Origin of the sequence: Dietzia sp. WMMA184, from assembly GCF_002441635.1 — a bacterium.
Taxonomy (GTDB): domain Bacteria; phylum Actinomycetota; class Actinomycetes; order Mycobacteriales; family Mycobacteriaceae; genus Dietzia; species Dietzia kunjamensis.
On record NZ_NXEI01000001.1, the window covers coordinates 1 to 19,506 of the forward strand.

Genomic DNA, 19,506 nt, shown 5'->3' on the forward strand with positions numbered 1-19,506 from the left:
CCGCCTCCTCCGCCAACGACACCGAGAAGACCCAACACGATGCGAGCGCCCCTTTCGATAGGGGTGATGTTGATACTCCATCTCGCCTGCATCGTTTCCTCCTGGGTGCTCGATCCAGCCCCGAGTGCACGGGACCATTGATCGGTACACCCCCAATCTGCCAAGTGTTTGTGAAGGACGAACTGTCCTTCACGTGAAGGTTCGGCGAAGCCGGTACGGCGTGTGCCACAAGTGTGGGGAGATGCGCGCCTCAACGCGCTCAGCGGACGCGCGTCGTGCGGCCTGAATCGCGCTGGGTTGGTTGGAGTCTCTGGTGTGCTCTGTGTTCTCACTGGTGTTGGTGGTGTCGCACGGCGAGCCACTGGGCGAGGACGATGGCTAGGGCCACTAGCGCGGTGATGACGAGGGTGAACGGGTCCGATTGGCTCTTGGTGAGCAGGAAGGGCACCAGTACCGCGAGGTCAAGGATGATCGCGAGCAACGGGATCCAGGAGTTGGCGGCGACGTCGTTTTTGAGACGGCGGATGATCCCGAAGTGGATGGCAATGTCCATGGCCAAATACAAGATAGCGCCAAGGGAGGCGATCTGGGAGAGGTCGAAGAAGGCGGCCATCACGATCGCCAGCCCGGCGGTGATGTAGAGCGACTGATGTCCTGGCCGGCCGGGCAGGCCCGGGGCTTGGCCCATTTCTCGGAGCATGTCGTAGAGCTTCGAGACTGAGAATAGGCTCGCGATCAGTCCAGACAGTGTGGCGACCACCGCGATAAGCACGGTTATTCTCATGCCCCAGTCGCCGAACATCGGCTGGGCTGCTTCGGCCAGTGCGTAGTCGCGGGCCTCGATGATCTCTGGCACGGTCAGGCTCGCAGTGACTGCGACGGTGATCAATAGATAGAGCGCCGTGCACAGGGCGATGGAAATAATGATTGAGCGGCCGATATTGCGCTTGGGGTTCTTCAGATCCCCGCCGTGGTTGGTGATCGTGGTGAACCCCTTGTACGCCAGGATGCATAGGGTGACACCGGCGAGAAAGCCCACCCATCCCTGGTCTGGTGGCGTGCGTCCAGCGGCGGTAATGAGCCGGGGCAGGGAGGAGAGTCCCGCGGCGAGGATTCCCGCGATCGCCAGCACCGCGATGCCGACGATCTTGAGCGCTGCGGTGACCGTGGCAGAGCGCTCCACTAGTTGGTTGCCCACCAGGTTCACCAGTGCGGCGCCGGCGATGGCGAGGACGGCCAGCACCGGGACCCACACGTCGGAGTCCTGCATCCCGAACGGTCGCAGCATGTAGGTACCGAAGGTTCGGCCGAGAAGGGACTCGGCGAGGATCATCGACACGTACATGAACAGCGAAACCGAGCCAGCCACGACCCCGGGTCCATACGCGGCTTTGAGTTGCATCGCGATTCCGCCCGAGGAAGGGTTGGTGGCTGAGTAGCGGATGTAGGAGTAGGAGCTGAAGGCCACCACCACTGCCCCGGCAAGGAAGGCCCACGGCATCCACCCCCCGGCCAGCTCGGCGACCTGCCCTACCAGGGCGAAAATGCCCGCCCCGATCATCACCCCCGTCCCGAGCGCAACGGATCCAGTGAGGGTCAGTGAGTTCGAGGACTGGGCGCTGCGATCCATGCGGTACCGTACTTTCTTCTCGTCGGGCGGGGTTGGCGGTGTGCTTGCGGTCGGGTGCGCCGAGTTCAGCGGGCCAGGATCGTGCCCATCATGCCGAGGTCCTCGTGGTCGAGGATGTGACAGTGGTAGACGGTGCGGCCGACGATGTCGTCGAAGGCCACGCGGATGGTGACGCGGCCGAAGGCCGGAATGTTGACCACGTCCTGCCAGGTGGGTGACTCGCCGTCGTCGAGGACTTGCATGGGCCACACGTGCAGGTGCATTGGGTGGTCCATGGGGCTGGTGTTGGTCAGGGTCCATTCCTCCACAGTTCTGGCGCGGACCGTGATGTCGTTTCGGTCGGCGTCGAACTGTCGGCCGTTGATGGTGAACGACATCATCGATTCGGCTCCGCGCATCCCACGGCCCATGCCCATGCCCATGGCGAATTCCAGGGTTCGACGGGCAGTTACCGGTGCGGTGCGCAGGTCCCGCAGGGCCGGTCCTGCGGGCACGGGATCGGGTTCGTCCGCCGGGGGCCCAGTCACGTCCAGCGTGAGCAGACCGATCGGCTCGTCGTCCGCCGGGAACGCACCGGCCATGGGTCCGCCCATCATGCCAGGCATGGCGCCGCGGTCCACCGGGATGCTGAGCAGAGTGGAGGTGCCCTGGCGAGCGTCCACCAGGAGTTCGACTCTGTTTCCGGGAGCCAGCGTCACCTCGGTGAGGTCGACAGGTTCGGGTAGGCGGCCGGTGTCACGGCCGAGCAGGCGCAGAGACTGACCATCCAGGGTCAGGCGCAGGTAGCGGGACGGGCAGGCGTTGACGATCCGCCACTGCTCTCGCTCTCCCGGCGAAGCGGTGGCCCGGGGCCGAACCTGGCCGTTGACCATCACTATCTCGCCTTGACGGCCCATCATCTTCTCGGGCGGGGACGCGGCAGCCGGGTTGCCAGTGCCGTCGAGGGTGATGTCGGAGACGACCAAGGTGCGCTCACGGGACACCGGGACCGGCTCGGGGTCCTCAACAACGATCGCTCCGTAGAGTCCGGCCGCCAGTTGGTCAGCGACATGGCCGTGGTGGTGGGGGTGGTACCAGAAAGTCCCGGGCGGGTGGTCGTTTGGCAGGACGATTTCGTAGTCGAAGGACTCGCCGGGGGAGATGCTGACGAAGGGGTTGTCGCCATTGCCCTCGGGGGAGACGTGCAACCCGTGTACGTGCAGGTTGGTCGGGGTGTCGAGTTCGTTGGCAATCGCCACTCGGATCGTGTCTCCGCCCCGAACGCGCAGGGTGGGGCCTGGGAGTGTGCCGTTGAACGCCTGCACGTTTGCGTTTCGCCCGCCGATCTTGACCCGGGCGGGGGCGGCGACCAACTCCAGATCGAGCACACCGTCCCGACTGGCCACCACGTCCGGCTCGAGAAGGTCGTCACCACCGTCGGAGAAGCCACCACTGTTCGTGGTGTTGCCCTCACTGACGGTCCACCACAGGCCGGCCCCGCCCACGGCGGCGGTGCCGGCCCCTGCCAAACCCAGTGCGAGGAGCTGCCGTCGGGTCAGCTCGCTCACTGCCGTCCCTCGCCCAGAGTGTGTAGTCGCTCCCGGTACTCCTCGGTGGTTAGCTCTCCACGGGCGTAGCGTTCGTCCAGGATCTCTCGCGGCTGGCGCGGGCGTTCCCCGGTTTTGACATGCTCATGCCCTCCGGTCTGGCCCCGGCCGCCGGTGAACGCTTTCGCCAGGACGACGGTGACCACCACCGTGCCCAGAATGACCAAGAGCCAGAAGATCCACATCCAGCCCATTCCCGAACCCATCCCGTTGTTCCACATCATCGCGATCGTCCTTCGCTACTTCTCAGTCCCGAGCGTGTGGCCCGCCGGTGTCTGGGGGGTGGTGGCGCCGGGTGCGGGGCGTGGCGGTCGGTCTGGAGACCGTGGATCGGCATCGGCACCGAGGGTCTGGGTGTGGAGCAGCACGTGCAGGATTCAGCGATCGCTTCCAACGGAAGGTTACTGCGAGGCTGGATAGACATCTTCTCCTCTTCATATTCGTTGCTGGTGCTCACTGGAACACCTCCAATTATACCCCTATGGGGTATGTGGGGTAGGTGGTTGAACCCGGCTCACCCATCGATTGGTCCCTGGGTGTCTCACGCCTGGGGAGCGGTCCCTGTCAGGGCGACAATGAGGCAGAGCACGCTGGCCCAGAACACGCCCAGGCCAATGGCCACCACGGTTACACTCGCCCACTCCATACCGCGCCCCTGTCTTCCGGTCGAGTTCCACATTGGCCGGTACGCCCGCGTATTTGTGTGGAGATCAGGTGGAGGTCTGATCAAGAATTTCCGCTGGCGAGCTGACACTCAGGACAGGCTGGAACGATCGAGACCATGGTGGAGAACCCTCGTGCCCTCGAAGATGGGGGAAATTTGGGGAAGGGTGAGTTCGCAGAAACTACAGCTCGGCATCGTTTAGTGGCCCTTCATAGTGAAGGGCCCGTTTAGTGGAAGGTCTGCGTATTTAGCCGCACCCCGCCCAGGCCGCGGGCGGCCAGGTCGGCGAAGAAGGTGTTCCATGAGGCCGTGGTCTCACTGGTGGCGACTTGTATGCCCAGCACCTCGCGGTGGCCGTCGCCGTTGACGCCGAGGGCGCAGGGCTCACGCCCAGTCTTCGATCGATTTGCTCGCGGGGCCGAATCCCGCGGGGTCGTAGCGCGAGCCAAAGTGCGCCCAGGACCACGGTCAGTGTCGAGCCGGCAGTGTGGCTCTCGGTTAACCAACCGGCAAATGCTGCAGCGGTCCCCCGACGGACATCACAACCAGAACCGCCATGAGGCGTGGAGACCAGGAAATGATGGGCGCTGTAGGGCACCGGCAGAGGGTGCTTTCAGGGGCCAGTCCGAAAACCGCGGTTCTCCGAGCCCGATCGACCAGCCTCGGGCAACGTGTCCTGGGGCGCCCACCTCGCTCCCTCGGTGCCAAGGTCAAGATCTCGTGAAGAAACCTGACGACTCGAATCATGTACCCACCGGGGGTATATGATTCTGGTGTGGGATCGCCCCACGGCGTTCGGCGAAAGGATTAAGACGATGACGGCCACCACATACCAAGTTCAGGGGATGACCTGCGGGCATTGCGTTTCGTCCGTGAAAGCCGCTGTTGGTGCATTGCCCGGCGTGATCGGCGTCGAAGTCAACTTGCAGGCAGGAAGTATGACAACGACCGGAACCGCGACTACCCAGGCCGTATCCCAAGCCGTGGCCGACGCCGGATACGCGATAGTCTCCGCAGATCAGACGGTCGGTGTCTCCTTGCCTATGGCGAGTGGAACGGGTGGCTGCTGCTGCAGCTGACGCTTGTCTTGCGCCTGGCGGAGGTCTTGCGTGGGGACCGGGTCGCCATCAGTTGCCGCCCCGGTTGCGGGCGGTGATGAGGGCGGGTGAGTCCACTGAGTCCTCCTGGATGGTCCTGGCGGGGTCGGGCTCACTCTAGGGGCCGGGTACGTCACCGTCGGCGCCCGCTGGCGGGCAACCCGCCGAGCTGCCGAGACGCCGGGCCGCCGAGCCGCCGGGGGCGAGCGTGGGGAGCCGGCGTGCGGCGCGTTCGGGACGAAGTCCATGACGATGGCGACGACGACACGGGCCCGCGGCGGCCAGAGTTCTGGTTGCGGGCTGGTTCGTATTCACGCAGGCCGTGCCGGACCCGCAGGATTGGCATAGTTTCTCGACAGGGGTGATGAGTATGCAGAGCCGGGATGGTGAGGACGCAGTCAGGCTCGCGACACTTCGTGCAGCAGTCGAGCTGGGCTGGGCTGACGTGGCGGCGGGCCGCTACGTGGATGTCGGCGACTCGGACCTGGACGACGCCACCGCGTACATCCGCGCACGAGCAGTGGCCGACGGTCGGTCACCTGGGTGACGGCGACATTCCGCCTCACGGTGAGCGCGGGTGAAAAGTCTGTCTGGTCTGCCGTTTCGACCCGGACATGCTCGTGGTGGGCGGGGTTCTCCACGACGCGATGGACGTGGGCCAGCACGTCGATCCTGCTCACGTGTGGAGCTGAGCGAGGGCGGCTGGGGAGAGGTATGCGCCCGGAATGGACCAGACCGGGTGCGTACCCGGGCCGGCGGCGTACATAGGGGACGCGCAACCCCGGAGGGGGCGAAGGCCGGCCAGGCGGGGGCGGGGTGAGCGTCCCCGGCCCAGCCTCGTCCCGCCCTCTGGACCGACGTGGAACAATGGCCAGCGGACTGCGCCCGCCTAGCGGCGCCGGCCACGCACACGAACCCACGAACTTCCCCCAAGGAGCACAGATGGCGCTTATCGAGCAGGTCGGAGCCCGGGAGATCCTCGATTCGCGAGGCAACCCCACCGTCGAGGTGGAGGTGCTTCTGGACGACGGCTCGTTCGGCCGCGCCGCCGTGCCGTCCGGTGCGTCCACCGGCGCCCACGAGGCCGTGGAGCTTCGCGATGAGGACGATCGCTACCTGGGCAAGGGCGTCACCAAGGCCGTGGAGGCCGTGCTGGACGTCCTCGCCCCCGCCGTCATCGGCATCCCCGCCGAGGACCAGCGCGTCGTGGACGAGGCCCTCCTCGACGCCGACGGCACCCCCAACAAGTCCACCGTCGGCGCCAACGCCGTCCTCGGCGTCTCGCTGGCCGTGGCCCGCGCCGCCGCCGAGTCCTCGGGCCTCGAGCTCTACCGCTTCATCGGTGGCGCCAACGCCCACGTGCTGCCCGTGCCGATGATGAACATCCTCAACGGTGGCGCCCACGCCGACTCGGGCGTCGACGTTCAGGAGTTCATGATCGCCCCCATCGGCGCGCCCACGTTCCGTGAGGCCCTGCGCATGGGCACCGAGGTGTACCACCACCTCAAGACCGTCATCAAGGATCGAGGCCTGTCGACCGGCCTGGGCGACGAGGGCGGGTTCGCCCCCTCCGTCGAGTCCACCACCGCCGCTCTCGACCTCATCGCCGAGGCCATCGAGAAGGCCGGCTACTCGCTCGGCACCGACGTGGCCCTCGCTCTGGACGTCGCCGCCACCGAGTTCTACAAGGACGGCAAGTACCACTTCGAGGGCAAGCAGCTCTCCGCCGCCGAGATGGCCGACGTCTACGCCGAGCTCGTCAACAAGTACGCGCTGGTCTCCATCGAGGACCCGCTCGACGAGGACGACTGGGACGGCTGGAAGACGCTGACCGACATGATCGGCGACAAGGTGCAGCTGGTCGGCGACGACCTCTTCGTCACCAACCCGCAGCGCCTGGCCGAGGGCATCGAGAAGGGCCTGGCCAACGCCCTGCTGGTCAAGGTCAACCAGATCGGCACCCTCACCGAGACGCTGGACGCCGTGGACCTGGCCCACCGCAACCGCTACGCCTCGATGATGTCGCACCGCTCCGGCGAGACCGAGGACACGACCATCGCCGACCTCGCCGTGGCCTGCAACTGTGGCCAGATCAAGACCGGCGCCCCGGCCCGCTCCGAGCGCGTGGCCAAGTACAACCAGCTGCTGCGCATCGAGGAGATGCTCGGCGACGCCGCCCGGTACGCCGGCGCCGAGGCGTTCCCGCGCTTCAACGCCTGACGGCACCAACACCGCCCGTCGGCAGTTCACCGCTGACGGGCACGTAGTCGGAAAGGAAGGCGCATGGCTCGCCCGCCCCGCCCCTCGGACCGCCGGGGAGACGCACGCGATCGTGCGGCGTCCCGGCGGCCCGGGGAGGCGTCGGGCGCCATCCGTCGCCGTGCGAACGGGACGGGCCGGGGGACCGCCGCAGACCGGGGGAGCAGCACCGGCCGCGGCCCGGGTGCTACCGGCCGCGACGGGGTCGACGGGCAGAGCGGGGCCGATCAGCCCGCCGACCCCACCCGCCGGGAGCCGACGCGCCGGCGGACGCCGAGCCGCGAACGGGACCGGCCCGTCCCGGCCTCCGCTCGCTCCGGCCGGGTCGGCACCACCGCGCATCCGGAGGCCCACCGCCTCACCACGCGCACGGACCTGTCCGACACCCTGCTGGGCCCGCGGAACTACACCCCGCGGCGGATCGGACTCCTCGCCGTCGTCGCCATCATCCTGCTGGTCACCGTGTCGTTCCCGCTGCGCAATCACTATCAGTTCCTGCGCGACGAGAAGACCGTGGCGCAGGAGCGGGCCGCGCTGGAGGCGACGATCGCCGAGCTCGAGGCCGAGGAGCAGATGCTGTCGGACCCGGCGTACATCGAGCAGCAGGCCCGCATCCGCTTTGGCGCCGTGAAGCCGGGGGAGACCCCGTACCGCGTGTCGATGGTCGACCCGATCGAGCAGGCCGTGGCCGAGCAGAAGGCGGCCGAGCTGGCGGCGCAGCCGTGGCAGACGCGCGTGTGGAACTCCATCGCCGAGCCCGCGGACCCGATCATGCCGGAGGATTCGGCGGTGCTCGAGGGCACGTCCATCCCCGGTGGCCCCGACACCCCGCCGGTGCCGGTCGTGCCCGGCGTGCCCGGCGCCGACGACCCCGCCGCCCCCATCCCGGGCGGCGTCCAAGATCAATCACAGGAGGACCCCCCAGCGTGAGCGCCGAGCAGAGCGTGTCCAGCGAAGACCTCGACGCGATCCAGGCTCAGCTGGGTCGGCCGCCGCGGGGCGTGCTGGAGGTGTCCTACCGCAGCCCCGACGGCCAGCCCGGGGTGGTCAAGACCGCGCCGCGGCTGGAGGACGGCACCCCGTTCCCCACGCTGTACTACCTCACCGATCCGCGGCTCACCGCCGAGGCGAGTCGGCAGGAGTCCGCGGGGATCATGAGGGGGATGACGACGAGGTTGGCCCAGGAGCCCGAGCTGGCAGCCAACTACGTGCAGGCGCACGAGCGGTTCCTCGCCAAGCGCAACGAGATCGAGGACCTGGGCACGGATTTCAGCGGTGGCGGCATGCCCGAGCGCGTCAAGTGCCTGCACGTGCTCATGGCGTACGCGCTCGCGGAGGGGCCGGGCGTGGTCTGGCTGGGCGACGAGTCCGTGGCGTTGGCCTGCGAGGCCGGGTTGCGCGGCAACGCCCTGCCCGCCGACTGGCCCACGCCCGAGGAGCTGGGCGTGCCCGACTACCTCGCGATGGACGAGCAGTGACCACCACCGGATCGAGTAGCACCGGCCCGGCCCGGCCCGGCGCCGTGCGCGTCGGCGCGGTCGACTGCGGCACCAACTCCATCCGCCTGCTGGTCGCCGAGGGCGTCCCCGGCGAGGCCGGACTCACCGACGTCACGCGCGAGATGCGGATCATCCGGCTCGGCGAGGGCGTCGACGCCACCGGGCGACTCTCGGATGGTGCGCTCTCCCGCTGCCGCACCGCGCTGATGGACTACACCGCCACGATGGCGGAGCTCGGTGTGCAGTCGGTGCGGATGGTCGCCACTTCCGCCACCCGCGATGCCCGCAATAAGGATGAGTTCTTCGGTATGACCGCCGAGGTGCTCGGCAAGCACTTCCCGGGCGCGCAGGCCGAGGTCATCTCCGGACAGACCGAGGCCGAGCTGACCTTCGCCGGCGGGGTGTCGGACCTGTCGCCGGCGGACGGGCCGTTTGTAGTGACCGACCTCGGCGGCGGCTCCACGGAGATCGTCGTGGGCGAGCTCGTCCGCGGCGACGTGCAGTTGCTCGGGGCCCGCAGCCTCGATGTGGGCTGTGTGCGGATCACCGAGCGAGTGCTGCATTCGGATCCGCCCACCACGGCCGAGATCGCTGAGGCACGGGCCGTGATCGCCGATGCGCTGGCAGAGGCCGGCGACGTGCCGGTGGGCCGCGCCGCGCGCTGGGTGGGCGTGGCCGGCACCTTCACCACGCTCTCGGCGTTGGCGCAGGGGCTGGGGGAGTACGACCCGCAGAAGATCCACGGCAGCGTCATCCCGCTGGATCGCATGCGCGAGGTGTGCGACCGCCTGGTGGCCTCGTCGGTGACCGAGCGACGCAGCCTGGGGCCGATGCATCCGGGCCGTGCGGATGTGATCGGCGGGGGCTCGATCGTGGTCCAGGCGGTGTGTGATGTGATGGCAGAGCGCGCGGGGTTGTCCGAGCTCACGGTGAGTGAGAAGGACATCCTGGACGGCATCGCGATGTCGGTGCTGACCTGCCTGGCCGGCTAGACCGGCCAGGCATCCTGCGCCCCAACCGGTTCCGCGCCGGCGGGTCGGAAAGCCCCCATAGCCCAATTGGCAGAGGCAGACGGCTTAAAACCGTTTCAGTGTCGGTTCGAGTCCGACTGGGGGCACTCTGAACAGCGGCTATAGCGCAGCTTCGGGCTGAGACTATCCATCAAATCATTCAAAAAAGATGTCGCGCGCAGTTCGGTCTCTTCCCACGGTTTGCGCTTGGTCGTCGATCTCGCGGTGGTTCAGCCGTGCACCTGAGGGTAACGCGCCACCAGCTCATCGCTGCTGCGCCTCTATCACAGGTGACCCGATGCTGGGATGACCCGCCCTTCCTCCGAGCTGTACAGCTTGCCATTTGTCGAACAGTGCAGAGCAAGGGGCGGAGCAGCCAACCGATGACGCCGGCCAGGACGCCTCATCCGTACCGTCCATATGGTCAGAGATAAGGGACCTGAAAGACTGAGGCGGTATGTATGTCCGATAACCGATAAACGAACCGAAGTAGAGGGCCGCGAGTGAGCGCGCAGGTAGCCAAAATCAGCCAGTCCGCGGTGTGGGACACCGCGGACAAGTTCCTCCGCAACGTCGTCGATCCCGAGGACTACGGCGAGTACATCCTGCCGTTCCTCATCCTCCGCCGCCTGGAGTGCCTCCTCGACGACACCAAGGACGAAGTCGTCGAGCTGGCCGAGTCGGGCAAGTACAACGGCGAGATGCTGAACATGGCCGTGCACGCCAAGTTCGGTCTCGGCTACTACAACACCTCGCGCTTCACCATGGAGACCATCGGCAAGACCGATGACCATGTCCAGGAGTCGCTGCTGGAGTACCTCGACGGGTTCTCCGAGCACATCGCCGACATCTGGGAGTCGTTCAAGTTCCGGGAGAAGATCGCCACCCTGAGCAAGAACAACAGGCTGTGGCAGGTCATCCGTCACTTCGCCGCGCTGGAACTGCACCCCGACCGCATACCCGATGTGAGCATGGGCGATCTGTTCGAGGACATCATGTACCGGGCCTTCACGACCAAAGGCAAAGCCGCGGGTGCGTTCTACACCCCACGCGATGCGATCCGCCTAATGGTGGATGTGTTGTTCGCCTCCGACGATGAGGGCCTAACCGGTAAGGCACCGGCACGGTCTGTCTACGACCCCACCGCGGGCACCGGCGGCATGCTTCTGGTCGCAGAGCGTGCTCTCAAGGAGATGAACCCCAACATCGACGTGTCGATGTACGGGCAGGAAATGATGGACCTGGCCTACGCCATCGGCAAGGCCGACCTATTGATCCAGGGCGGACGACCGGAGTCGATCAAGCAGGGCGACACCCTGCGCGAGGACCGCTACGAGGGCGACACCTTCGACTACGTCCTGTCCAACCCGCCGTTCGGTAGCGACTGGTCTGTCTCCAAGGTCGAGGTCATGCGCCAAGCAGCGGTGCCCGGTTCGCGGTTCTCTCACGGTCTCCCGGCCACTTCCGATGGCCAGATGCTGTTCCTGAGCCACGTGGCCTCGAAGATGGCACCCAGAGGCGCGAACGGGGCCGGTGGACGCGCCGCTGTGGTCTCCAATGGCTCTCCCCTGTTCACCGGCAAGGCTGAGTCCGGGCCGGACCGAATCCGCGCTTGGTTGCTGACGAGCGATCTCGTGGACGCGATCATCGCTCTGCCGGAGAAGATGTTCTACGGCACCGGCATCTCCACCTACGTGTGGATCCTCGACAACAACAAGGAAGAGCACCGCAAGGGCAAGATCCAGCTCATCAACGCCGCACCGTTCTGGTCCCCGATGCGCAAGGGGATGGGCGACAAGACCCGCGAGATGAGTGAGAGCAACCGCGCGGCTGTTCTGGATCTCTACACCGCCTTCGAGGACGGCGAGCACTGCAAGATCGTCACCGCCGACGACCTCGGGTACCGCGACGTGCCTGTGGTCAAACAGCACCACTACTGCACCAAGGTGACCGCCGAGGCCATCGAGCAGGTGCTATCCCACCCCGCCGCGACGGACGATCACCGCGGCATCATTGAGAAGCTGGACGGGGTGGTGTGGAACAGCCTGCCGACACTGCTCAAGACCCGCTCCAAATCCGCCGGGGTCAAGATGCCCACCGGACTGATCGACGCGATCATGAACGCCGTCGCCCACGACGATCCCGACGCCCCGCCCGCCGTGTCTCGCACCGGAAAGCCAGTGCTCGTGGACGGTTTCTCCATGACCGAGCGCATCCCCCTGTCCGAGGACGTGGACGAGCACATGCGCCGCGAGGTGCTGCCCTTCGCTCCCGACGTGACGTGGGACGAGGCCGCGTCCAAGGTCGGCTACGAGATCCCCTTCACGCGCCTGTTCTACAAGCCGGTGCCGGTCCGTCCCCTGGAGGACATAGATGCCGACATCGCGCGCGTCATGGCGAGCCTGGAGGCCAAGTTCGCGGCGGTGCGGGAATGAGCGCCTATTCCGCTGCGAGCCGCACTCGATGGCTCGGGGCTGTTCCATGGAATGTGGCTCCGGCGTGGGCAGTGTTCCATGAACGTTCTGAGAAGAGTGGCCCAACAGACGACCGACTAACCCCCTCGCAGCACTACGGGGTCCTAACGCAGCGCGAATATATGGAGCTAACTGGCAACCGCGTTGTCATCAACAAATCCGATCGCGACGTGGCGAAGCGCGTCCTCCCAAACGACTTCATCATTCATCTTCGGAGCTTTCAAGGCGGGATCGAGCACAGCCGCGTGTCTGGCAAAGTAACTAACGCCTACACGGTTCTGAGGCCTGTAGTCGGTGCAGACCCCGAGTATTACAGATACTTCCTTAAGTCCGATCCGTTTATCAGCGGCTTGTCGTCAATGACCGATCAGCTCAGGGACGGGCAGTCCATCAGCTTCGGCAAATTCAGCACTATGCGGCTCCCCCTCCCGCCCCTCCCCGCCCAACGCGCCATCGCCAACTACCTGGACCGCGAGACGGCGGAGATCGACGCGATGGCAGCGAAGCTTGATGAACTGGTGGGCAAGCTGGAGGAGCGAGAACTTGATTTAATCCTGAGCGAGACCCAAGTTTACTCAGACATTAACCATACGCGGTTAGAACTCGCAGCAGAGGTCTCACTCGGAAAGACGTTCCAAGGAAAGCAGAAGAGCGAGTCTGAGTCTCTTACGAACTATGTGCGCGCTGCCAGTATCCAACACAAGGGGGTGCTGGTGCTTGATGATCAGATGATGTGGATGTCACTTGAGGAGTTGAATAACCTCTCGCTAAGGGCGGGGGATGTGCTTGTTGTAGAGGGCGGTGCGGGCTACGGCCGAAGCACTTGCCTCACGGCAGATCTACCCTCCTGGGGGTTTCAGAATCACGTTATTCGTGTGCGTCCCCGACCCGGCTGGTTCGGTCCATTCATCGATTACACCATTCGCGCGCATAAGGCTGCCGGTCTCATCGAACTATTAGCAGTGGGGGCGACCATCCCCGGATTGTCTTCAGAGAAAGTCCGATCTCTCCCCATCGCGGCGATTCCAATGGAAGACCAAATCACTATTGCGCAGCGATTGGCGGAGCGGCTGAGCCTACTAGACTCGATGATCGCGGGCGCCCAGGAATTGAAAACACTGCTGACCGAGCGCCGGTCTGCTCTCATTGCCGAGGTAGTCACCGGCCGTAAGGAGGTTCCCGTTTCATGAGCACTGCTGTGTTGATGGAGCGCGAGTTCGAGGACAACATCTGCCAGTCCCTGGCCGAGCGCGGCTGGCTCTACGACCCCGCCGATACCGGCTGGGACCCGGAGCTGGCCCTGCACGGTCCGGACGCGCTCGCATGGCTGGAGTACCGGCACCCCAAGGAGTTCGCCAAAGCAGTACCGGACAATGGGTCGGACGTGGAGCGCAACTTGGCCCAGACCCTATTGCTCAAGCATCTGTCCGAGCGTGTGCTGGGCGGCAAGGTCAAGTACGACACCGCGCACGGCAAGATCCGCGGCGGGCTCCTCGGGGCGCTTCGGGAGGGGTTCAAGCACACCCGGGCCGGGCACATGACCTCCACCTTCGGGGCGATGGCTGCGTACCCGCCCGCGAACCCGATCCTCACCACAGCGGTGGAGGCGGCGAAGACCAATCGGCTACGGGTGATCCGGCAGGTCCGTTTCGACGCCGAGACCAACGAGACCATCGACCTGGTGCTGTGCGTGAACGGTGTGCCGGTGGTGACGATGGAACTCAAGACCGACAACACCCAGGCCGTCGACGAGGCCAAGAAGCAGTACCGCCGCGACCGAAAGCCGGGACGAGGAAAGTCCAGGGCACTACTGGCTCCGGGCCGCTGCCTGGTGCATTTCGCGGTGTCGAACTCGGAGGTCTACATGACCACCGAACTCAAAGGCGACCGCACCTTCTTCCTCCCGTTCAACCAGGGCACCGAGGACGGCCAGCCTGGCAACCCGCCGTCGGAGACCGGCTCGGCCACGGACTACCTGTGGCGGCAAGTCTTCGACCGCGACCTGTTCCTGCGTCTGCTCAACGACTACGCCCTGTGGGAGCCGTCCAAGCGGGACAAGAAGGGCAAGGCAATCGGCAGCGGCGGTCGGCTGATCTTCCCGCGCTTTCACCAGCTCCGCGCCACCGAGTCCGTGGTCTCCGACATCCTCACTCACGGCGTGGGTGGCCGGTATCTGATCTGGCACTCTGCCGGTTCGGGCAAGACCAAGACGATGGCATGGATGTCGCACAACCTCATCCGCAGGCACGACGCCGCGGGCACCAAGCTGTTCGACTCGGTGATCATGATCTCCGACCGCACAGTGCTCGACCAGAACATCCGCGACGACATCGCGCTGCTCCAAGCATCCGAGGGTCTGATCGTCCCCGTCGGGGAGGCCGGCGGCGCGAAGTCGCCGCAGCTCCTCCAAGCGCTCCGCGATGGCGGGCACATCATCTCCTGCACCCTCCAGACCTTCCCCGAAGTGCTCAAGATCATCGGGGACCGCAGCGACCTGGAAGGCCGCAAGTGGTGCGTGATCGCTGATGAAGCGCACTCGTCCCAGACCGGATCCGCTGCCCTGGCGCTGCGACGCCTGCTGACCGATGCGGTGGCCGAGTCCGAGGACGGTGAGCCACTGACCGGGGACGACCTGCTCACCGCGAAAGAGTCCGCCGTGTCCCAGGCGCTGAACCTGACGTACGTCGCGCTCACGGCCACCCCGAAGGCCAAGACGCTGCGCCTGTTCGGCTCCAAGCGCGGGGACGGCGACGATGTCACCTATCTGGCGTTCGACACCTACACAATGGCCCAGGCCATCGGCGAGGGCTTCATCCTCGACGTACTGGGCAACTACACCACCTACGACATGCTCGCGAGCGTCCGCGACGAGCTGGGCCGCGAGGAGCACGTCAACCGCGGCGAGGCGGTCTCCGATCTGGTCCGGTTCGTCCGGCTGCACCGCACCTCGATTGCCCAGAAGGTCGAGGTCGTCGTCGAGCACTTCCGACGCAACGTCATGCACCACCTCGACGGTCACGCCAAGGCTATGGTCGTCACCTCCTCTCGCCAGGCTGCGGTGAAGTGGTCGCTGTCGATGAACGAGTACATCGCGAAGAAGGGGTACGCGGACATGCGGACCCTGGTGGCGTTCTCCGGCTCGGTGGACCTCGACGACCGACCGGACTCCCTCGGTCTGACCGAGGCCGGGATGAATCAACGCGGCGACACCGAGAACGCTTTCAAGACCGAGGACCAGTACCGCGTCCTCATCGTCGCCGATAAATTCCAGACCGGCTTCGACGAGCCCCGTTTGTGCGCGATGTACGTGGACAAGAAGCTCTCAGGGATCACCACAGTCCAGACCTTGTCGCGGCTCAACCGGATCTACCCGGGTAAGCCGACCCCGATGATCCTGGACTTCATCAATACTCCCGAGGACATCCAAGCGGACTTCAAGGTCTATTACTCGGACGCGAAGGTTCACGGCGAGGTCGATCCCAACACCCTCCACGACTTGGCCGACGTACTGGACACGGCGGGCTTCTACAGCTTGGAGAAGATGGTGGAGGTGGCTGACGCCTACGCGGCCGGCGAGAACGGTGAGACGCTGCGCAAACTCATCACGCCCATCGTGCATGCCTGGAACGGTGAGTACCGGCAGGCGAAACTGGCCGGGGACACCGATCGTAAGCAGGAGATCTTGGACTTCCGGACCAACCTGATCAAGTACAAGAACGCCTGGGAGTTCCTCACCCAGATCGTCGACTACGCCGACATCGAGATCGCCAAGCGAGCGGCGTTCGCGATGATCCTGGGGCGCAACCTCAAGATCACCGACCGCCCCGAGGACGAGGACTACGTGGGCGGTGTCGAACTATCAGGCGTCGGTCTCGTGCCCGCCCGGATCGAAGACGATCTGTCCCTGACCGAGGGAAGCGACGCCCCACTGACAACTCCCGAGTTCCTCCCCCAGACCGGCAGCATGCCCGCCCCGGTCAAGGAGACGTTCGAGCGCGTCATCGAAGAGGTCAACGCCCGGTTCGCCGCCGCGGGGGTCGCCGCCAGCGACCGTGAGAAGCAAGGGTTCGTCTCCGCCATGTGGGGCGCACTGTCCGGAGACGACGAGGTCTCCGACATGGCGACGGAAAACACCGGCGACCAGATGGGCAAGTCTGCGAAGTTCCAAGGCAAGGTGCGCTCGGCCCTGTTCGAGCACATGACCTCGACCGAGGAGATGGGCACAGCCGCGCTCGCCAACCCCGACCTATTCGAGACCCTCGTGGCGGGCCTGGCCGAAGTCGCTGAAGCTGCGAAGAAGTTCGGTCTGCTGGACGGCGGCGGCGAGGAGGACCCGGATAGCTAATTCGTACAACGCGGGATGCGCTGGTCTCACACAAAGGCTCAGCCGGGGAAGGGGCGCCGAGGCCCCGACAGCGTAAGAATCGGGCCTGGTGCACGGATAGGTGTCATCTGATCTGGATTGCCCTGAGGGGCGAGCCTGGAAGGATGTTGCTGAGCCCAACCCCTAACCCCCAGGAGTTCCTCGGACGACGTCGTCCGCGTCGCTCAGAATCGCGAAGACTGTGTGACGCTCGAGCAGATCGCCGCCGACTTAGGTATCCACCCGATGACCCTGAACAAGTGGATCCGGAAGACCGACGCGGAGGCACGGGTCAAGCCAGGCACGACCGCTGCGTTGGCGATCGCCGGTGATCTCGGAGTTGGGTTGTCCAGGCTGTACCGTGCCCTCCAACGTCAGAACTAGATTGCGGATTTCATTCGGAATTCCAGACGTTGGAAAGGAGACGAGAACAGTAGAAGTATCGAAACTCGACACGATTACAGTACTCCGCCGTCATTCTTGTCACTTCCCGATCTTATTTGTTCGAGCCGCAGGCCTGTTTGCTCGGCGACGGACATCTTCCAAAGTCGCTTTCGCGTGTTCGCTTATGCTCGGCCAGTCGAATGGGACGGATTGGCCCTCAAACGCCCAACACTTCTCCAAGTATTCAACAAACGACTCTGCCCGATCTAAACGGTCTCCAATGTCGTGCACATCTCGAATCAGACCGCGTGCGTCCACGTCGAGTATCGGCGTATCCACCACGATGGCGTCAAGGTATGGAAAGCTAGTAATAAGTTCTTGGTAGAGGTAGCCGCCGGCGGCAGTAATGCGTACCTGGGTGCCAGCGTCGCCGTGATCGGTCCGTTCGACTAGTCCATGGCGTGTGGCACGTTGTAGGTGGTGGTCGATCTGGTCGAGGGTAAAACCGAGTGATTGTAGTAGGTTCGCGCATTCGCGCAACTCGATAAACCCTGCGGACGCTCGCCCGCCTGCCGCCTGGACAAGTGCCAGCAAAATGGGGAGCAGGAAATGCTCTTTAGTGCTGTTGCTGGACAGGGCAAAGAGGTTCGGAACGGGGGACGTGTTGGGATCGTAGTATCTGTGATCTCCGTAGAGTATAGCCCGAATAAACTCGTGTAACGGGATAATGTACGGACGCCCCGTCTTGTGTGCTTCAAGTATCCTAGAGGTTTGCACATAGCCGCTCCCGACAAAAGTCGAAACAAAATCCAGCGCTCGACGGGTGTTTCCAGAGCTTAGGTTGTCGACCAACTCTACGAGCTTATCGTTGTTCTTGAAAGCGGAAATCAGGACGTCAATATAAATAACTAAACTTGTCGAGTCTAGCGTCAGATTAGATGGGAACCCGGGTAGTCGTCCAAATTTCTGAAGTTCTTTCTTGGCAAACTCAAGGCGCTTTACGATTACTTGGTCGCTTCGGGGTGGCGAGACGGTAAAAACACGAGGCTGGTAGGCCGCGAGGGCGCCTGTTTTCCGAGACTCATGGAATGTGTCAGGCCGCAGTGACATGAATACCGCACATGGCCACGTTTCGGCAAGCGACTGACCTACGATAAATATTTGCTCCTGGAAGGAGGGCTGGTGTTGGTCCACATTGTCAAGCGCGATAACAAAACTCAATGACCTCGATGCTTGGAGGTGGGAAAGCGACCGTCTTGCGTGTTCGTAAGTGTTGCTAAGGTGGCCGGATAGCATCTCGATCTCCCGGCGGCGATACTCGCTGGGGTCCGACTCCTCTAGTTGTCCGTAAATGCCACGCTTGAATGCATTGATCTCCTTGTTGTAAACCGCTCGTACAAACTGGCGATCGCCCGTGTTGATTCCGTATGTTTCCTCTAAAGTTGCATCGATAACCTTGACAATCTGGTCTGCTACATCTTCAATCAATCCGGCATGCTTTAGGAAATCTACATAGAAAATGGTTGTCTTGTCGAGGAGATCCTTTGACTCAATCCGGAATAGGTGCTTGAGAAATATGCTCTTCCCTACGCCGACGTCGCCCAGAAGTATTATGGGTCGTCTTGTTATGGCGCCCGCGATGACGTCCTCAACTAGATCGCTGCTTGGCCCTGTCCTCGAGCGGGCTGATTCAGTATTGACTTGCAAACTGAGGGCGTAGTACCGGGTGCGAAGTATTTCTTTGCTAACCGTCGCATACTGGGAAAGTGCGCCGCTAGAACAGTAGCACTCCAGTAAGAAATTGTCGGTGATGCTCTCTTCCCTAGCAACGTCCTGTATGAATAGGTCTCCGAGGATGCGAAGGTCCGTCTCCATTCCCGTTCCGATACGGTAGCCGGGGTATGAGTGAATCCGACTCGACAAAGGTAGCGGGGGAGGTGTGGCACTTGATTTACCAGATAGTCTGCGACTTAATGTTCCATCCGTCATTCCCTCCGGGGATAGCATGTCCCAGAGGCTGTGAAAATCCCGTGATACATCGGCGAGGCTTGCATAATATAGCGCTTTTCCTGTCGTTGGCTTTCGGCCGTCTGACCTGCTTCCTAGGAATGCAAGAAACTGGTGACCGTTCGAGAGGAGGGCGACGCCTACTCCTGCTTTCTGGCAATACTGGAGTACCTGGTCTATTGCGGCCGAGTTTGCATTGGTGTGTTCTCTAAAGGTTGCTATTGAATGCCATCCGGAATCAATGCCTGCGGGTGCCTCGAAGATGGCACCAGATTTCTTGGCCTCCAAAATGGCGCGACGTTGGGGGGACCCTAGGCTGTAATCTAGGTAGTCTCCGTCCACGTGCTCTTCGCAGATAACCTGATCGTCAGGCCAGGCGAAAACGTCCTTCAGTAGCACATCAATAATACGTCTCCGCGTTGTCGCCTCATTGAGAGAATTGTCTGTCGACCTCGTGATGAGTTCTTCAATGGCCGCGGCGCCTCGTTCGAATGTGCTCACTTGATCTCCAACTGTAGGGGTCTGGCTTAACG

14 protein-coding genes, 1 tRNA gene and 1 pseudogene are annotated in these 19,506 nt (G+C 63.9%); 11 read left to right on the forward strand and 5 right to left on the reverse strand.

All coding sequences use genetic code 11. The features are described 5' to 3' along the window. Positions 1 to 328: 328 nt before the first annotated feature. The 4 genes and pseudogenes from CK206_RS00005 to CK206_RS00020 form a co-directional block, all read right to left on the reverse strand. Positions 329 to 1,630 carry an APC family permease gene (locus CK206_RS00005; protein WP_096905123.1) on the reverse strand — a complete coding sequence of 434 codons (1,302 nt, stop codon included), beginning with the start codon at positions 1,628 to 1,630 and terminating at the stop codon, positions 329 to 331. Between the two features lie 65 nt (positions 1,631 to 1,695). After that, complete coding sequence (locus CK206_RS00010; protein ID WP_096905124.1) at positions 1,696 to 3,177, reverse strand: multicopper oxidase family protein; 1,482 nt, start codon at positions 3,175 to 3,177, stop codon at positions 1,696 to 1,698. Then, positions 3,174 to 3,440 (reverse strand): SHOCT domain-containing protein, encoded by a 267-nt coding sequence (locus tag CK206_RS00015; protein WP_003862069.1) that lies wholly within the window; start codon positions 3,438 to 3,440, stop codon positions 3,174 to 3,176. The genes CK206_RS00010 and CK206_RS00015 overlap by 4 nt, the downstream gene beginning before the upstream one ends. 670 nt (positions 3,441 to 4,110) lie before the next feature. Then, positions 4,111 to 4,257: pseudogene (locus CK206_RS00020) on the reverse strand (transposase); the annotation flags it as partial. 438 nt (positions 4,258 to 4,695) lie between these two features. Between CK206_RS00020 and CK206_RS00025 the strand changes: the two are divergent. The 11 genes from CK206_RS00025 (at position 4,696) to CK206_RS00075 (ending at position 16,966) form a co-directional block, all read left to right on the forward strand. After that, positions 4,696 to 4,959, forward strand: coding sequence for a heavy-metal-associated domain-containing protein (locus tag CK206_RS00025; protein WP_007626394.1), 264 nt, complete (start codon positions 4,696 to 4,698; stop codon positions 4,957 to 4,959). Positions 4,960 to 5,341: 382 nt separating this feature from the next. Then, positions 5,342 to 5,524: a hypothetical protein gene (locus CK206_RS00030; protein ID WP_067712807.1), complete on the forward strand. Its 183-nt coding sequence runs from the start codon at positions 5,342 to 5,344 to the stop codon at positions 5,522 to 5,524. 395 nt (positions 5,525 to 5,919) lie between these two features. Then, complete coding sequence (gene eno / locus CK206_RS00035) at positions 5,920 to 7,197, forward strand: phosphopyruvate hydratase (RefSeq protein ID WP_096905126.1); 1,278 nt, start codon at positions 5,920 to 5,922, stop codon at positions 7,195 to 7,197. A 63-nt stretch (positions 7,198 to 7,260) separates the two neighbouring features. Then, positions 7,261 to 8,166 (forward strand): septum formation initiator family protein, encoded by a 906-nt coding sequence (locus CK206_RS00040; RefSeq protein WP_096905127.1) that lies wholly within the window; start codon positions 7,261 to 7,263, stop codon positions 8,164 to 8,166. Continuing rightward, the gene (locus CK206_RS00045) at positions 8,163 to 8,714 is read left to right on the forward strand and encodes a DUF501 domain-containing protein (protein WP_096905128.1); all 552 of its coding nucleotides are present in this window, start codon (positions 8,163 to 8,165) and stop codon (positions 8,712 to 8,714) included. Before CK206_RS00040 ends, CK206_RS00045 begins: the two co-directional genes overlap by 4 nt. Then, entirely contained in the window at positions 8,711 to 9,727 is a 1,017-nt protein-coding gene (locus CK206_RS00050) for a Ppx/GppA phosphatase family protein (protein ID WP_096905129.1), read from the forward strand. The genes CK206_RS00045 and CK206_RS00050 overlap by 4 nt, the downstream gene beginning before the upstream one ends. Positions 9,728 to 9,778: 51 nt before the next feature. After that, positions 9,779 to 9,852 (forward strand) — tRNA-Leu (locus CK206_RS00055). Positions 9,853 to 10,248: 396 nt separating this feature from the next. Continuing rightward, the gene (locus CK206_RS00060) at positions 10,249 to 12,180 is read left to right on the forward strand and encodes a class I SAM-dependent DNA methyltransferase (protein WP_096905130.1); all 1,932 of its coding nucleotides are present in this window, start codon (positions 10,249 to 10,251) and stop codon (positions 12,178 to 12,180) included. A 161-nt stretch (positions 12,181 to 12,341) separates the two neighbouring features. After that, the gene (locus tag CK206_RS00065) at positions 12,342 to 13,409 is read left to right on the forward strand and encodes a type I restriction endonuclease subunit S (RefSeq protein WP_216824108.1); all 1,068 of its coding nucleotides are present in this window, start codon (positions 12,342 to 12,344) and stop codon (positions 13,407 to 13,409) included. Next, a complete protein-coding gene (locus CK206_RS00070) occupies positions 13,406 to 16,564 on the forward strand; it encodes a type I restriction endonuclease subunit R (protein WP_096905132.1) in 3,159 nt (1,052 codons plus the stop codon). The genes CK206_RS00065 and CK206_RS00070 overlap by 4 nt, the downstream gene beginning before the upstream one ends. A gap of 222 nt (positions 16,565 to 16,786) precedes the next feature. Then, positions 16,787 to 16,966, forward strand: a complete 180-nt coding sequence (locus CK206_RS00075) for a helix-turn-helix transcriptional regulator (protein ID WP_096905133.1) — start codon at positions 16,787 to 16,789, stop codon at positions 16,964 to 16,966. Between the two features lie 99 nt (positions 16,967 to 17,065). On the opposite strand, the gene CK206_RS19430 is transcribed toward CK206_RS00075, so the two are convergent. Then, positions 17,066 to 19,474 carry a hypothetical protein gene (locus CK206_RS19430; RefSeq protein ID WP_143337672.1) on the reverse strand — a complete coding sequence of 803 codons (2,409 nt, stop codon included), beginning with the start codon at positions 19,472 to 19,474 and terminating at the stop codon, positions 17,066 to 17,068. Positions 19,475 to 19,506 lie beyond the last annotated feature (32 nt).

Excerpts from the sequence above, each read along its gene's own strand:
- CK206_RS00070 (WP_096905132.1), top strand. The coding sequence starts at position 13,406 with ATGAGCACTGCTGTGTTGATGGAGCGCGAGTTCGAGGACAACATCTGC.
- eno (WP_096905126.1), top strand. The coding sequence starts at position 5,920 with ATGGCGCTTATCGAGCAGGTCGGAGCCCGGGAGATCCTCGATTCGCGA.
- CK206_RS00015 (WP_003862069.1), bottom strand. The coding sequence starts at position 3,440 with ATGATGTGGAACAACGGGATGGGTTCGGGAATGGGCTGGATGTGGATC.
- CK206_RS00040 (WP_096905127.1), top strand. The coding sequence starts at position 7,261 with ATGGCTCGCCCGCCCCGCCCCTCGGACCGCCGGGGAGACGCACGCGAT.
- CK206_RS00005 (WP_096905123.1), bottom strand. The coding sequence starts at position 1,630 with ATGGATCGCAGCGCCCAGTCCTCGAACTCACTGACCCTCACTGGATCC.
- CK206_RS00030 (WP_067712807.1), top strand. The coding sequence starts at position 5,342 with ATGAGTATGCAGAGCCGGGATGGTGAGGACGCAGTCAGGCTCGCGACA.
- CK206_RS00025 (WP_007626394.1), top strand. The coding sequence starts at position 4,696 with ATGACGGCCACCACATACCAAGTTCAGGGGATGACCTGCGGGCATTGC.
- CK206_RS00065 (WP_216824108.1), top strand. The coding sequence starts at position 12,342 with ATGGAGCTAACTGGCAACCGCGTTGTCATCAACAAATCCGATCGCGAC.